Source organism: Noviherbaspirillum sp. L7-7A, from assembly GCF_019052805.1.
GTDB lineage: Bacteria > Pseudomonadota > Gammaproteobacteria > Burkholderiales > Burkholderiaceae_D > Noviherbaspirillum_A.
The window spans coordinates 2,405,002-2,418,344 of sequence record NZ_JAHQRJ010000001.1; the positions used below are offsets into that span (position 1 = coordinate 2,405,002).

Sequence of the window (13,343 nt, forward strand, 5' to 3'; positions counted from 1 at the left end):
GGCGCTACGCGACACGGAAGCGGGATACGGAATTCTTCAGTTCTTCAGCCAGCTGGGAAAGCGTCTGAATGGATTGCGCGGTCTGCTGCGTACCCTGCTGCGTATGTTCGGTGACTGTCAGAATGTTTTGAATGTTGCCGGCGACGCTGCTGGCTGATTGCGCCTGGCGCCCTGTGGCAGCGGAAATCTCCTGGATCAGTTCCGCCAGCTGATTGGAAACCCGGCGGATATCCAGCAGCGCCGCGCCGGCGGCGTCCGACAGGCGCGCGCCTTCGACCACGCCCTGGGTGGACTTTTCCATTGCCGCTACGGCGTCGTGGGTATCGGTCTGAATGGTGCGTACCAGCGCGCCGATCTGCTTGGTCGCTTCGGCAGAGCGTTCCGCCAGCCGCTGCACTTCTTCCGCCACTACCGAAAAGCCGCGTCCCGCCTCGCCGGCGGAGGCTGCCTGGATCGCGGCATTGAGCGCCAGCACGTTGGTCTGTTCGGTAATATCGGAAATCAGCTCGGTGATCTCGCCGATTTCCTGTGACGATTCGCCCAGCCGCTTGATGCGCTTGGAGGTTTCCTGGATCTGCTCGCGGATCTCGGTCATGCCCTTGATCGCGTTTTCCACCGCGCGCGAGCCCTGCTCCGCTGCGGTCACCGAGTGGCGGGCCACTTCGGCGGACTCGCTGGCCGAACGCGACACCTCGGTAATCTGGCTTGCCATCTGCAATACCGCCTGGCCGGTTGCCTGAATTTCCTTGGACTGCTTCTGCGATGCATCCAGCAGTTCGGCGGAAATGCTCTGCGCTTCGTTCGACGCCGAGCGGACCTGCTCGGCGGTCTTGGTGACACGTCCGACCAGGCCGCGCAATTCCTCGACCGTATAGTTGAGCGAGTCGGCGATCGCGCCGGTGATGTCTTCCGACACCGTGGCCTGCACGGTCAGGTCACCGTCCGCAACCTCCTGCAATTCATTCATCAGCCGCAGAATCGCCGCCTGGTTCTGATCGTTGGCGGCCTTGGCCTGCTCTTCCTGGCGCTGCGCTTCCAGCCGCTGTGCTTCCGCCGATTCACGCCGCGATTCCGCTTCCTGCGCGCGGTAGCGGCTGTCAAGCAGCAGCACGCGGGCAATGCCGGCCGCAGACAGCAGCGCCGTCAGTGCGAACACCAGCATGGGCCAGAATGTCCAGCCTATCGATTCCTCATGGGCGCGGTAGGCGCGCTGCAGGTTGGTCAGACGCTCACGGAGTGCTTCGTTTTCCGTGAAGATCAGTTGCTCCGCCTGCTTGGCGGCGATGAAGTTCTGCAGGTTGCCAAGAATGCTGGAAACCGATTTCTGATAGTCGGCAAAGGTCTTTTGCAACTCCATCAGCTTTTCGCGGGTGTCCGGATCGCGGGTCACCGACAGGCGCATGATGTCGCTGCCGTTGAGGAAGCCGTCGGTAATGTCGCGGAAGGTATTGGTGTCCTTGCCGAGCAGGAAAGCGGTTTCCGGATTGACGCCTTCGGAGGTCAGGAATTCGTTGGCGCTACGGCCCAGGCGCTGGGTCAGCATCACGAGCTGGCCGGCTGCGGCAATTTCACGCGGCGAAGCGCCGCCCTGGGCCTTGAGCGTGGAGATCTGCTCGGTCAGTTCCAGCAGCGTCGGGGACAGTGCGTTGAGCTTTTGCAGCGTGGCGCCGAAACCGGACAACTCCTTCTGCAGCTTCAGCACCGTGCCGGCGGCCTTGTCGGAACTGGCCCAGGCCTTGCGCGTTTCGGTGAGGATGTCGCTGATGTCGCCGCGCGCGCCGGGAATGGACCGTCCCTGGTAGGCGCCGCCGTTGGCCAGCACGTCGAGATCGGTGTTGAGTTCGCGCCGGCTGTCGACCAGCTGCGAAAACGCCGACGCATTGCCCTGGATCGCATTCGGCGCCGCCTTGCCGATACGCTGCGAGTGCATCAGCGCATTGCCGGCGATCTGCGACTGCAGCGAGTTGACGCTGGATGTCGACGCATTGAGCCAGACCGCGCCGGAGCCCAGCAGCAGCGAGCCGCCCAGCAGGCCAAGCAGGATGCGCATCTGGTATTGCAATGGAAAGCGCCGGAACATGGACGCGGAAAACCTGGCGTCAGCAGCAGCTTCGGAAGCAGCGGGACCGGCGGCGTCGCCGGCCTTGCCTTTTCCCCTGGCCTTGCGGCCGGCGCCGGAGGAAGGCGCTGCGGCTTGCGCGGAAGCCGCATTGGCCAGCGCCGGCTCGAGTTCGGGCACGACGCGCTGTTTCTTGAGCTTGTTGAGGAAATCCAGATTGAACGCCATGCATAGTCTCCTGATGCCGATTACGGTAATTCCAGGCGCGACCGCCTGGCGGTCATGAACCTACATGCAAAAATCGGGAGTCCCGCGTGATCAGGGAAAGATCCAGCTCAGTCCATTCCTGCGCCTCCTGGTCCACATGCTGCCGGCCCAGCCATGACGCATTATCGGCAGCCGCGGCCGGATTCTTTAACGCCATGTCGTCGCTGCTGCGCAGGCCGAGCACGCGCGACACCAGCAGCCCGCAGTTGAAACCAAGCAACGGCGCGAAGGCCACGATACGGCTTTCCTTGGTGATGGCAGTGGCTTCCTCGCCCTGGAAACGGGCAAGATCGATCACGCCGATCAGGTTGCCGCGGACGTTGACGAGGCCGCGGTACCAGTCCTGCGTGAGAGGCACCGGCGTGATGCCGGCGATAGTCATGATTTCGCCGGCCTGCTTCAGGTCGAGCAGAAGACGGCTTGTGCCGATCATCACGCCAAGCTGGTTGCGATGGAGTTCGGCGCCGCTGCGCGCGGCCTGCATGCGATCGACCAGATGCGTCTGGTAGTCGCGCAGCCGCGCCCGCCGGCCGGCGCGGTCGGACGTGTTCTGCGTCGTCGAGGAAGCGTTCTGCTGCGCGGGCTGGAGGCTGGCCATGGCTTAGCCAAGCGCCGCTATTTTTGCCAGCAATTCCTGGGGATCGACTGGCTTGACGATGTAGTCGCGGGCGCCCTGGCGCAGGCCCCAGATGCGATCGGTTTCCTGGCCCTTGCTGGTGCACATGATGATGGGCACATCCTGGGTTTCAGGATTGCGGCTGATGGCGCGGGTGACCTGAAAGCCGTTCTGGCCCGGCATCACCACGTCCATGAGAATCAGTTGCGGCCGGTCGGCCTTGACCTTCAGCAGCGCTTCCTCGCCGTTTTCGGCGGTGGAGACGGAGAAGCCGTGCTTGATCAGGATGTCAGACAGAAAGTAACGCTCTGTCGGCGAATCATCGACTACCAGAATTTTTTGTATGGCCATCGCATTAACCTTGGAATGAGTGCACTACCGGGAGACCGCGGCTGCCGTGTATTCGCGCACCGTGCGCAGCAGGCTGTCTTTGGTGAACGGCTTGGTGAGATAGGCGTTTGAACCGACCATGGCGCCGCGCGCACGGTCGAACAGGCCGTCCTTGGAGGACAGCATGACGACGGGCGTTGAATGGAACCGCGCGCTTTTCCTGATCAGCGAGCAGGTCTGATAGCCGTCCAGACGTGGCATCAGAATGTCGCAGAAGATCAGCGCCGGATTGTGGTCATTCATTTTCGCCAGCGCGTCGAAACCGTCTTCCGCCAGAACGGTCTGGTACCCGGCCTGCCCCAGGAAAATCTCTGCCGACCGTCGGATCGTGCTGCTGTCGTCGATCACCATGATTTTCAGGGCGACGTTTTCAGTAGGTGTTGTCATGGCGCCATCCTGTTGAAGCTTCGTAATATACGGCGCATTCATGACTAAAAGCAAGATCGTTAAATCGGCATTACGGGGCCATCATTCCCTGACGTGGTATTTATGCGAATGCTTGGGAAATTGCTATTGGCAATCGCACGAATGCGCGAAATGCCAATGTCAAATTGTTAAACCGCGACCATTTCAAAGTCTTCCTTGCGCGCGCCGCATTCCGGGCAGGTCCAGTTCATCGGCACCTGGTCCCAGCGGGTGCCGGCGGCGATGCCCTCTTCCGGCAGGCCTTCGGCCTCGTCGTAGATCCAGCCACAGATCAGGCACATCCAGGTTTTGTAGTCGGTTGCGGCTGTTGTGTCATTGCTCACGGTGTACTGCCCTTCAAGTAAAATGCAAAGTCGGATATCTTAATCTAGTCCCTGTGCAAAACCAAACTTCTCCGCTCGTGATGAGCTTCAATGTCGCCGATCCGGTCGGCGCGACCGGCATACAGGCCGACCTGGCTTCGTTCGCCGCGATGGGCTGCCATGGCCTTTCCGTCGTGACCGCGCTTGCCGTGGGCGATACCGCCCGCGTCGAGGATGCGCAGACCATCGAGGCCGACTGGGTGTCGGACCAGGCCCGGGTCATGCTGGAGGACATGCCGGTGTCGGCCTTCAAGGTCGGCTACCTGGGCGGCATCGAGAATGTCTCGGTGATTGCCGAGATCGTTTCCGACTATCCCGACATTGCGCTGGTGCTGGACCCCTTCTCCAGCCGCATGCCCGACCTCGGCAGCGACGGCGAGGACCTGCTGGTGGCCGTGCGCGAACTGCTGGTGCCGCAGACCACCCTGCTGCTGCTGTCGGCGGTGGAACTGTCGCGGCTGGCCGAAACCTGGCGCGAGCCCAGCAGCCGCGACATGCTGGCCGACGATGCGATGCACCTGGTCGACATGGGCTGCGAATACGTGTTCGTGACCAATGCGCCGGATGACGTGCAGAAGGTGGCCAACAGCCTGTTCAACGAGTCCGGCCGGGTGCGGCACGACAGCTGGGCGCGCCAGCCCGGCGCCTTCAGCGGCGCCGGCAGCACGCTGTCGGCCACCATCGCGGCGATGCTGGCCAATGGCCTGGATGTGCCGGAAGCCGTGCTGGAAGCGCAGGAATTCATCGTAGCTGCCCTCGCCCATGCCGGCCGGATGGGCATGGGCAAGCTGATACCGGACCGCCTGTTCTGGGCCCGCGACACCGACGAAATGGCCTGACCGCGCCCCTGCCCGCCGCCGCGCAAGCTCCGGGCAAGCTCCGCGCCAACCTTGATAAAGCGATTACCATGACCTCGAATAACGACATCCTGTTTGAACGCGCCCAGCGCACCACGCCAGGCGGCGTCAATTCCCCGGTGCGCGCCTTCCGTTCCGTGGGCGGAACGCCGCGCTTCATCACCCGCGCCGCCGGCCCCTATTTCTGGGATGCCGACGACCGCCGCTACATCGACTACATCGGCTCCTGGGGGCCGGCCATCGTCGGCCATGCCCATCCGACCGTGATCAAGGCGGTGCAGGAAGCCGCCGAGCGCGGCCTGTCCTTCGGCGCGCCGACCGAGGGCGAGGTGCTGATGGCCGAGGAAATCTGCCGACTGGTGCCTTCGCTGGAGCAGGTGCGGCTGGTGTCCTCGGGCACCGAGGCGGCCATGAGCGCGCTGCGCCTGGCGCGCGGCGCCACCGGTCGCGACCTGGTGGTGAAGTTCGAGGGCTGTTACCACGGCCATGCCGATTCTCTGCTGGTCAAGGCCGGCAGCGGCCTGCTGACCTTCGGCAATCCGACCTCGTCGGGCGTGCCGGAAGACTTCGCCCGCCACACCATGGTGCTGGACTTCAATGACCCGCAGCAGCTGGAAGACACCTTTGCCAGGGTCGGCGACCGCATTGCCTGCGTGATCGTCGAGCCGGTGGCGGGCAACATGAACCTGCTGCCGGCCACGCCGGAATTCCTGCAGACCATGCGCCGCCTCTGCAGCAGGCACGGCGCGCTGCTGCTGTTCGACGAGGTGATGTCGGGCTTCCGGGTGGCGCTGGGTGGCGCGCAGTCGATCTACAACATCACGCCCGACATGACGGTGCTGGGCAAGGTCATCGGCGGCGGCCTGCCGGTGGCAGCCTTCGGCGGACGCGCCGACCTCATGAAGCACCTGGCGCCGCTGGGCGGCGTGTACCAGGCCGGCACCCTGTCGGGCAATCCGGTGGCGGTGGCGGCCGGCATGACGACGCTGAAGCTGATCCAGGCGCCCGGCTTCTACGAGGCATTGTCGACCCAGACCGCACGCCTGGTGGCAGGCATGACGGAAGCGGCGCGGGCGGCCGGCGTGCCGTTCTGCGGCGACTCGGTGGGCGGCATGTTCGGCATCTATTTCGCCCAGGCGGTGCCGCGCTCCTATGCCGAGATGATGAAGTGCGACAAGAGCGCCTTCAATGCCTTCTTCCATGCGATGCTGGACGCCGGCGTCTACCTGGCGCCATCGGCGTTCGAGGCCGGCTTCCTCTCCGCGCAGCATGACGATGCGGTGGTGGATGCCACCGTGGAAGCGGCCCGCACCGCCTTTGCCGCCATCGCCTGACGCGGCGCGGCTTTGCTTGCCGTCATGCCGCCCTTGCCATGGCGCTGCAGGCGGCATGGCGGCGGCGCAGAATGAGTCCATCTGCATGAGGGAGTCCGATATGTATCTTCCTGGCCAAATGGCGCGGCGGCTTCTGCCGTGGCTCGCAATCCTGCTTGCGCTGATGCTTGCCGGCTGCGCCGGCACCATCGTGCGCAGCGAGGTTACGGCGTTTCATGAATGGCCTACTGACACGGGCGAGAAAAGCTACACCTTCCGGCGCGACACTGCACAGGCCAACGACCTGGAATACCGCAATTATGAAAACCTGGTGCGCGCCGAACTGCAGCGCCTGGGCTTTGCCGAGTCGGAACGCGGACGCCTGAACGTCAGCCTCGATTACCACGTCGATGCACGCGACATGCGGGTGGTCGAGCCGGTGGTGGTCGACCCCTGGTATGGACCGGGCTTCTTTGGCCGGTATCGCTATCCCTACGGCTTTTACAGCCCGTTCGCCGATCCGTTCTGGTTTGGCCCGCCGGTGGTGCAGCCGGTGGAGCGGCGCTTCGTCGTCTACAGCCGGCAGCTGAAGATCACGATCGGCCGCGCCGCCGATGGCCGCAACCTGTATCAGGCGACGGTCAACAGCCAGGGCCAGACGCCATCGCTGGCAACCGTCATGCCCGCCATGGTGAAGAGCGCCTTCGCCGACTTTCCCGGACCCAGCGGCGTGCCGCGTGTGCTGGAGCTCAAGGTCGAGCCCGCCAACTGAGCCGGGCCATCGCTGCCCTCAGGCCGCTTCCTTGGCCGGGTGCGCCTGCCGGTGGTACAGGAATTCCAGCACCGCGGTGCGGTACTGCGAATAACGCGCATCCTGCGCCAGCGCCACCCGCTCCCTTGGCCGCTCCAGTTCCACCGGCAGGATTTCGCCGATGGTGGCCGCCGGGCCATTGGTCATCATCACGATGCGGTCCGACAGCAGCACCGCCTCGTCGACATCATGGGTGACCATCACCACGGTGGAACTGGTGCGGGCGACGATCTTCAGCAGCTCGTCCTGCAGGTGGGCGCGGGTCAGCGCATCGAGCGCGCCGAAGGGCTCGTCCATCAGCAGCACCTTGGGCTCCATCGACAGCGCGCGCGCAATGCCGACGCGCTGCTTCATGCCGCCGGAGATTTCATTGGGACGCTTCTGGGCCGCATGGGCCAGGCCCACCATCGCCAGCGCGGCATTGGTGCGCTCCTTCAGCTGCGCGCGGCTCTCGCTGGCGCCGAATACCCGTTCCACCGCCAGGTAGACGTTTTCGAAGCAGGTCAGCCAGGGCAGCAGCGAATGGTTCTGGAACACCACCGCCCGTTCCGGCGCCGGGCCGGCGATCTCGCGGTTGGCGCACAGCAGCGCGCCGCCGCTGGCCTTGAGCAGGCCGGCGATCAGGTTCAGCAACGTGGACTTGCCGCAGCCCGAGTGCCCGATCAGGGTAATGAATTCGCCCTTGGCCACGGTCAGGTTGATGTCGCGCAGCGCCTGGAACACGCCGTTGCGGGTGTTGAAGGACATGTGCGCGTCCTGGATCTCAATGAATTTCCGGTTGTCCATGATCCTGTCCTCAGTTCTTGACATCTTCGTAGGTGAATGCGCGGGCCAGCATGACCAGCGCCTGCTCCAGCACCAGGCCGACCAGGCCGATGGCGAAGATGGCGATGATGATGTGCGGCACATTGAGGTTGTTCCATTCGTCCCACACCCAGAAGCCGATGCCGACGCCGCCGGTCAGCATTTCCGCCGCCACGATGACCAGCCAGGCGGTGCCGATGGACAGGCGAACGCCGGTCAGCATGTAGGGCAGCACCGACGGGAACAGGATCCGGGTCAGGATCTTCCATTCCGACAGGTTCAGCACCCGCGCCACGTTCATGTAGTCCTGCGGCACCCGCTGCACGCCGACCGCGGTGTTGATGATCATGGGCCAGATCGAGCAGATGAAGATGGCCCAGATCGATGCCGGGTTGGCGGCCTTGAATACCAAAAGGCCAATCGGCAGCCAGGCCAGCGGCGACACTGGCTTGAGTATCGAGATGATGGGGTTGAACATCGCGGCCAGGATGCGGAAGCGGCCGATCAGAAAGCCTGCCGGGATGCCGACCGCGGCCGCCAGGCCAAAGCCTACCGCCACCCGCTGCAGCGAGGCCAGCAGGTTCCAGCCTATGCCCTGGTCATTCGGGCTCTTGCTGTAGAACGGGTCGGAAAAGATCTTGACCGCTTCGTCCAGCGTTGCCAGCGGCGACGGAATGCCGCTGCTGCTGACCGAGACGATCTGCCAGATCAGCACCAGGAAGGCGATGCCCAGCACCGGCGGCAGCACCACGCCGGCCAGCGTGCGCAGGCGCAGCCGCCAGGGCGTGCCGGCAGGCCTGGCGCGGGCTGCAGGCTTTTGCGCCGGGGCGGCCGGGACGGACACCACGGCCTGGCCGGCCGGGTTGGCGGCGCCGGGCGTGGCATGGGGATCGAGGGGGTTGAGAGGGTCGAGGGATTTCATCACAGCGCTCATGGCATTTCCTGTTCTGGCTGGCGGTCGATCAGACCTTGATGTTGAAGGAGGCCGCATAGGCCTGCGGATTCTTGCCGTCCCATACCGCGCCATCCATCAGCTTGCTGCTGCGCATGGCGTCCTTGGGCACGCTGACCTTGGCCATGCCGGCGGCGTCCTTGTAGAGGTCGATCTGGTTGATCTGTTTGGCCACGGCCAGGTAGTCGACGTCGTTCTTCAGCAAGCCCCAGCGCTTGTGCTGGGTCAGGAACCACATGCCGTCGGACAGGTAGGGGAAGTTCACCGCGCCGTCGTTGAAGAACTTCATGTAGTTCGGGTCGTCCCAGGTCTTGCCCAGGCCGTTCTGGTAGCGGCCGAGGATGCGCTGGTTGATCACGTCCACCGAGGTGTTCACATAGGACTTGTCGGCGATGGTTTCCGCCATCTTGTTCTTGTTCGACAGCGACGCATCGATCCACTTGCTGGCTTCCAGCACCGCGGCCGTGAGCGCGCGCGCCGTGTTGGGGTATTTCTTCACCCACTCGGCGCTGGTGCCCAGCACCTTCTCGGGATGGTCGCGCCAGATGTCCTGGGTAGTGATGGCGGTGATGCCGATGCCGTCGGCGATGGCGCGGTGGCCCCAGGGCTCGCCGACGCAGTAGCCGTCCATGTTGCCGACCCGCATATTGGCCACCATTTGCGGCGGCGGCACCGTGATGATCTTGGCATCCTTCATCGGGTCGATGCCGTTGGCCGCCAGCCAGTAGTACAGCCACATCGCATGGGTGCCGGTCGGGAAGGTCTGGGCGAAGGTGTATTCGCGCTTCTCGGCCTTCATCAGCTTGGCCAGCGATGGGCCGTCGACCGCGCCCTTGTCGACCAGCTTCTTCGACAGCGTGATTGCCTGGCCATTGTTATTCAGGGTCATCAGCACCGCCATGTCCTTCTTCGGGCCCGATACGCCCAGGTGCACGCCATAGATCAGGCCATACAGCACATGGGCGGCGTCGAGCTCGCCATTGACCAGCTTGTCGCGCACGCCCGGCCAGGAAGCCTCCTTGGAGGGCGTGATCCTGATGCCGTATTTCCTGTCGATGCCCAGCACCGATGCCATCACCACCGAGGCGCAGTCAGTCAGCGGAATGAAGCCGACCTTGACCTCTTCCTTTTCCGGCTTGTCCGAGCCGGCGGCCCAGGCGCCGCGGGTGGATAAGGCGCTGAAGGCGCCGGCGAGGCCGGCCGCGGCGCCCGCCTTGAGCATGCCGCGGCGGGTCAATGATGATTTGTCTGCTTTCGCTGTCATGGCTTCCTTGCGTCGAGAAATGGGAGCAAAGCCCACAAGATCGCGGCCACCATTGGCCGCAACCCACTACCGTGTTGCGCGCCTTCCTTGGCGCTCACTGCCTTACAGCAAGGGGTATGCCAGCACGGGCGGAAATCGGTTTGCTTCACCGCGAGGCATGATTTGCCCTGCGCCTGTGCGACGCACCAGGAGAGCGCGGGGTTTTAAGGGGGAAACGGCGGAGTGCGGCGGGAAACGTGCAGGCCATGCCCGGAACATGGCCCGACTGTGGTGCGCATCAAATGAGCAGGTCGGCCACGTCGATCATGCGCTGCGCCACATCGGACAGCTTCAGGTTCTTGTCCATGGCCAGGCGGCGCAGCTTGCGGTAGGCGTCGTCCTCGCTGCAGCGGTGGCGCTCCATCAGCAGGCCCTTGGCGCGCTCGATTACCTTGCGCTCGGCCAGCTTCATGCGGGTTTCGGAGAGCTCGTCGCGCAGCTTCCGGTCCACCTCGAAACGCGCCACGGCCACGTCCAGCACGGCCTTGACCCAGTCCGCCGACAGGCCGGCGGCGACATAGGCCGATACGCCCGCCTCCAGCGCCGCATGCATGCGGTCGCGGTCGCCGTCCTCGGAAAAGCAGATGATGGGCCGCGGCGCATTGGTGGTGGCCGACACCACTTCCTTCAGGGCGGCGTCGGACTGGGCGTCGACGATGATCACGTCCGGCTGCAGGTGCGCGATCTGCTCCTGCAGCCTGGCATCCGGCGGCAGCGCGGCCAGGATGTTGTAGCCGGCTTCGAGCAGGCTGATGCGCAGGGTGCGGGCGCGCTCGGCCCGCTCGATGGCGGCGGCATCCGCGCCGTCGGTGGGAACCAGGGAATTGACAACGACAATACGCAGCAGTTTCGAATCGGTCATGGAGGTCATGGGTGTGATAAGCGCAGGGGCGCTTTCCTTTACAATACCGCTTTGCAAAAAGCTTGCCACCCTCTTCCGGTCCTTCTGAATGATAGTCCTCGGCGTCGAATCCTCCTGCGATGAAACCGGCCTGGCCCTGTATGACACGCAGCGCGGCCTGCTGTCCCATGCCCTGCATTCCCAGGTAGCCATGCATGAACAATATGGCGGCGTGGTGCCGGAACTGGCGTCGCGCGACCATATCCGGCGCGCGCTGCCGCTGCTGGAGCAGGTGCTGGCCGATGGCGGCGCCGACCGCCACGCGATCGATGCCATCGCCTACACCCAGGGCCCCGGCCTGGCCGGCGCGCTGCTGGTCGGCGCCTCCGTCGCCTGCGGCCTCGGCCTGGCGCTGGACAAGCCGGTGCTGGGCGTGCATCACCTGGAAGGCCATCTGCTGTCGCCGCTCCTGGCCAGCGAGCCGCCGGAATTTCCCTTCGTGGCGCTGCTGGTATCGGGCGGCCACACCCAGCTGATGCGGGTCGATGGCGTGGGCCGCTACATGCTCTTGGGCGAGACGGTGGACGATGCGGCTGGCGAAGCTTTCGACAAGTCGGCCAAGCTGCTGGGCCTGGGCTATCCGGGCGGTCCGGCGATTTCGCGGCTGGCGGAATTCGGCGATCCGGGCGTCTACACTTTGCCGCGGCCGATGCTGCATTCGAAGAATCTCAACTTCAGCTTTTCCGGGCTCAAGACCGCGGTGCTGACGCTGGTGAAGAACAACATCACCAATATCTGCGAGCAGGACAAGGCCAACGTGGCGCGGGCCTTCGTGGATGCGATCGTGGAAGTGCTGGTGGCGAAATGCCTGGCCGCGCTGAAGCAGACCGGGCTGAAGCGGCTGGTGATTGCCGGCGGCGTCGGCGCCAACCGCCAGCTGCGGGAAGCGCTGAATGCGGCTGCTGCCAGGAAGCGCTTCCGGGTGTTTTATCCGGAACTGGAGTTCTGCACCGACAATGGCGCAATGATCGCCTTTGCCGGCGCGATGCGGCTGCAATTGCAGCCGGAAGCGGCGCAGAAGGACTATGCCTTCAATGTGCGGCCGCGCTGGCCGCTGGATGAACTGCGTATTTGAGAGTAGCGCGGGCGTCGTCTGCCGGAACCTGTGACGGACCGCGATCCTGAACAGGTTCTAAAAACAGCCGCTACGACTTCTTGCTGCCGATGCGGCTTTCCTTGCCGCTGATCAGGTTGGCGATATTCTTGCCATGCCGGTAGACCAGCAGCACGCTCATCGCCACCACCGCCAGCAATTGCACATCGACGCCGAACAGCAGCACATAGAAGAATGGCGCAAACAGGCTGGATACCAGCGCCGCCAGCGATGAATAGCGGAAGGCATAGGCGATGATCAGCCAGGTGGCCAGCGTTCCCAGCCCCAGCCAGACATTCAGTCCCAGCAGCACGCCCAGCGCAGTAGCCACCCCCTTGCCGCCGACAAAGCGGAAGAACACCGGCCACAGGTGGCCGAGAAAGACCGCGATCGCCACCAGCGCAATGCCGCCCTCCTCCACGCCGAACTGCGGCCCCAGGCGGATGGCCAGCCAGACCGCGAACCAGCCCTTTGCGCAATCGCCGATCAGCGTGGCGATGGCCGCTTTTTTGTTGCCGCTGCGCAGCACATTGGTCGCGCCTGGATTTTTCGAGCCGTAGGTGCGCGGATCGGCGATGCCGAACAGCCGGCTGCATACTACGGCAAAGGAAATGGAGCCGATCAGATAGGCGGCAACGGCGAACAGAACGGTATGCATAGACTCCCTGGGTCTTGTTGATGATATCGGCGCCGGCTATTGTCCGGCCAGCGCGCATGATACAGCGGTCACCGGGAGTATCGTAGGGAGAACGGCCGGATCGAGACCGACCAGGTAGCCGCGCCGGCCGCCATTGATATAGATCCGCTCCAGCCCGAGGATGCCTTGTTCGACATACACAGGCATGGTCTTGCGGGTGCCGAACGGCGAGGTGCCGCCCACCTGGTAGCCGGAATGGCGCTGCGCCACCTCGGGCGCGCAGGGTTCGACCGACTTGCAGCCGATCTGGCGCGCCAGGTTCTTGGTCGATACCTTGCAGTCGCCATGCATCAGCACGATCAGCGGCTTGCCGGCCTCGTCCTGCATCACCAGGGTCTTGACCACCTGATGTTCATTCACGCCCAGCTCGCGCGCCGACACGGTGGTGCCGCCATGTTCCTCGTATTGATAGGGGTGTTCCGAAAAGACAATGCGCTGGCGCCGCAGATACTGGGTGGCCGGGGTCTCGGAGATATGCTCTTTCCTGCTCAT

The 13,343-nt window shown here is 64.2% G+C and carries 15 protein-coding genes; 4 read left to right on the forward strand and 11 right to left on the reverse strand.

Annotated features, from left to right (window positions below):
• Positions 1-4: 4 nt before the first annotated feature.
• From KTQ42_RS10875 to KTQ42_RS10895, 5 genes are all read right to left on the reverse strand, one after another.
• Positions 5-2,287 carry a methyl-accepting chemotaxis protein gene (locus KTQ42_RS10875; RefSeq protein WP_217345519.1) on the reverse strand — a complete coding sequence of 761 codons (2,283 nt, stop codon included), beginning with the start codon at positions 2,285-2,287 and terminating at the stop codon, positions 5-7.
• A 52-nt stretch (positions 2,288-2,339) separates the two neighbouring features.
• Positions 2,340-2,924 carry a chemotaxis protein CheW gene (locus KTQ42_RS10880; RefSeq protein ID WP_249222717.1) on the reverse strand — a complete coding sequence of 195 codons (585 nt, stop codon included), beginning with the start codon at positions 2,922-2,924 and terminating at the stop codon, positions 2,340-2,342.
• A 3-nt stretch (positions 2,925-2,927) separates the two neighbouring features.
• Positions 2,928-3,293, reverse strand: a complete 366-nt coding sequence (locus tag KTQ42_RS10885; protein WP_194713864.1) for a response regulator — start codon at positions 3,291-3,293, stop codon at positions 2,928-2,930.
• A gap of 24 nt (positions 3,294-3,317) precedes the next feature.
• Complete coding sequence (locus tag KTQ42_RS10890) at positions 3,318-3,719, reverse strand: response regulator (protein ID WP_217346911.1); 402 nt, start codon at positions 3,717-3,719, stop codon at positions 3,318-3,320.
• Positions 3,720-3,886: 167 nt separating this feature from the next.
• The gene (locus KTQ42_RS10895) at positions 3,887-4,039 is read right to left on the reverse strand and encodes a rubredoxin (RefSeq protein ID WP_194713895.1); all 153 of its coding nucleotides are present in this window, start codon (positions 4,037-4,039) and stop codon (positions 3,887-3,889) included.
• Positions 4,040-4,134: 95 nt separating this feature from the next.
• On the opposite strand from KTQ42_RS10895, the gene KTQ42_RS10900 reads away from it, so the two are divergent.
• The 3 genes from KTQ42_RS10900 (at position 4,135) to KTQ42_RS10910 (ending at position 7,062) form a co-directional block, all read left to right on the forward strand.
• Positions 4,135-4,959, forward strand: coding sequence for a hydroxymethylpyrimidine/phosphomethylpyrimidine kinase (locus KTQ42_RS10900; RefSeq protein ID WP_217345520.1), 825 nt, complete (start codon positions 4,135-4,137; stop codon positions 4,957-4,959).
• 68 nt (positions 4,960-5,027) lie between these two features.
• A complete protein-coding gene (gene hemL, locus KTQ42_RS10905; RefSeq protein ID WP_217345521.1) occupies positions 5,028-6,311 on the forward strand; it encodes a glutamate-1-semialdehyde 2,1-aminomutase in 1,284 nt (427 codons plus the stop codon).
• A gap of 100 nt (positions 6,312-6,411) precedes the next feature.
• Positions 6,412-7,062, forward strand: a complete 651-nt coding sequence (locus KTQ42_RS10910) for a DUF4136 domain-containing protein (protein ID WP_249222719.1) — start codon at positions 6,412-6,414, stop codon at positions 7,060-7,062.
• An 18-nt stretch (positions 7,063-7,080) separates the two neighbouring features.
• Here the strand turns inward: KTQ42_RS10910 and KTQ42_RS10915 are convergent, their stop codons facing one another.
• From KTQ42_RS10915 to KTQ42_RS10930, 4 genes are all read right to left on the reverse strand, one after another.
• Positions 7,081-7,887 (reverse strand): ABC transporter ATP-binding protein, encoded by an 807-nt coding sequence (locus KTQ42_RS10915; protein WP_217345522.1) that lies wholly within the window; start codon positions 7,885-7,887, stop codon positions 7,081-7,083.
• 10 nt (positions 7,888-7,897) lie between these two features.
• A complete protein-coding gene (ntrB, locus tag KTQ42_RS10920; protein ID WP_249222720.1) occupies positions 7,898-8,839 on the reverse strand; it encodes a nitrate ABC transporter permease in 942 nt (313 codons plus the stop codon).
• Positions 8,840-8,867: 28 nt separating this feature from the next.
• Complete coding sequence (locus tag KTQ42_RS10925; protein ID WP_217345523.1) at positions 8,868-10,121, reverse strand: CmpA/NrtA family ABC transporter substrate-binding protein; 1,254 nt, start codon at positions 10,119-10,121, stop codon at positions 8,868-8,870.
• A 277-nt stretch (positions 10,122-10,398) separates the two neighbouring features.
• Positions 10,399-11,022 carry an ANTAR domain-containing protein gene (locus KTQ42_RS10930; RefSeq protein WP_217345524.1) on the reverse strand — a complete coding sequence of 208 codons (624 nt, stop codon included), beginning with the start codon at positions 11,020-11,022 and terminating at the stop codon, positions 10,399-10,401.
• A gap of 88 nt (positions 11,023-11,110) precedes the next feature.
• Between KTQ42_RS10930 and tsaD the strand changes: the two genes are divergently transcribed.
• Complete coding sequence (tsaD, locus tag KTQ42_RS10935; protein WP_217345525.1) at positions 11,111-12,136, forward strand: tRNA (adenosine(37)-N6)-threonylcarbamoyltransferase complex transferase subunit TsaD; 1,026 nt, start codon at positions 11,111-11,113, stop codon at positions 12,134-12,136.
• A 70-nt stretch (positions 12,137-12,206) separates the two neighbouring features.
• Here tsaD and plsY read toward each other — a convergent pair whose 3' ends face one another.
• Positions 12,207-12,812, reverse strand: a complete 606-nt coding sequence (gene plsY / locus KTQ42_RS10940) for a glycerol-3-phosphate 1-O-acyltransferase PlsY (RefSeq protein WP_217345526.1) — start codon at positions 12,810-12,812, stop codon at positions 12,207-12,209.
• A 36-nt stretch (positions 12,813-12,848) separates the two neighbouring features.
• Positions 12,849-13,343 carry an aminoacyl-tRNA deacylase gene (locus KTQ42_RS10945; RefSeq protein WP_217345527.1) on the reverse strand — a complete coding sequence of 165 codons (495 nt, stop codon included), beginning with the start codon at positions 13,341-13,343 and terminating at the stop codon, positions 12,849-12,851.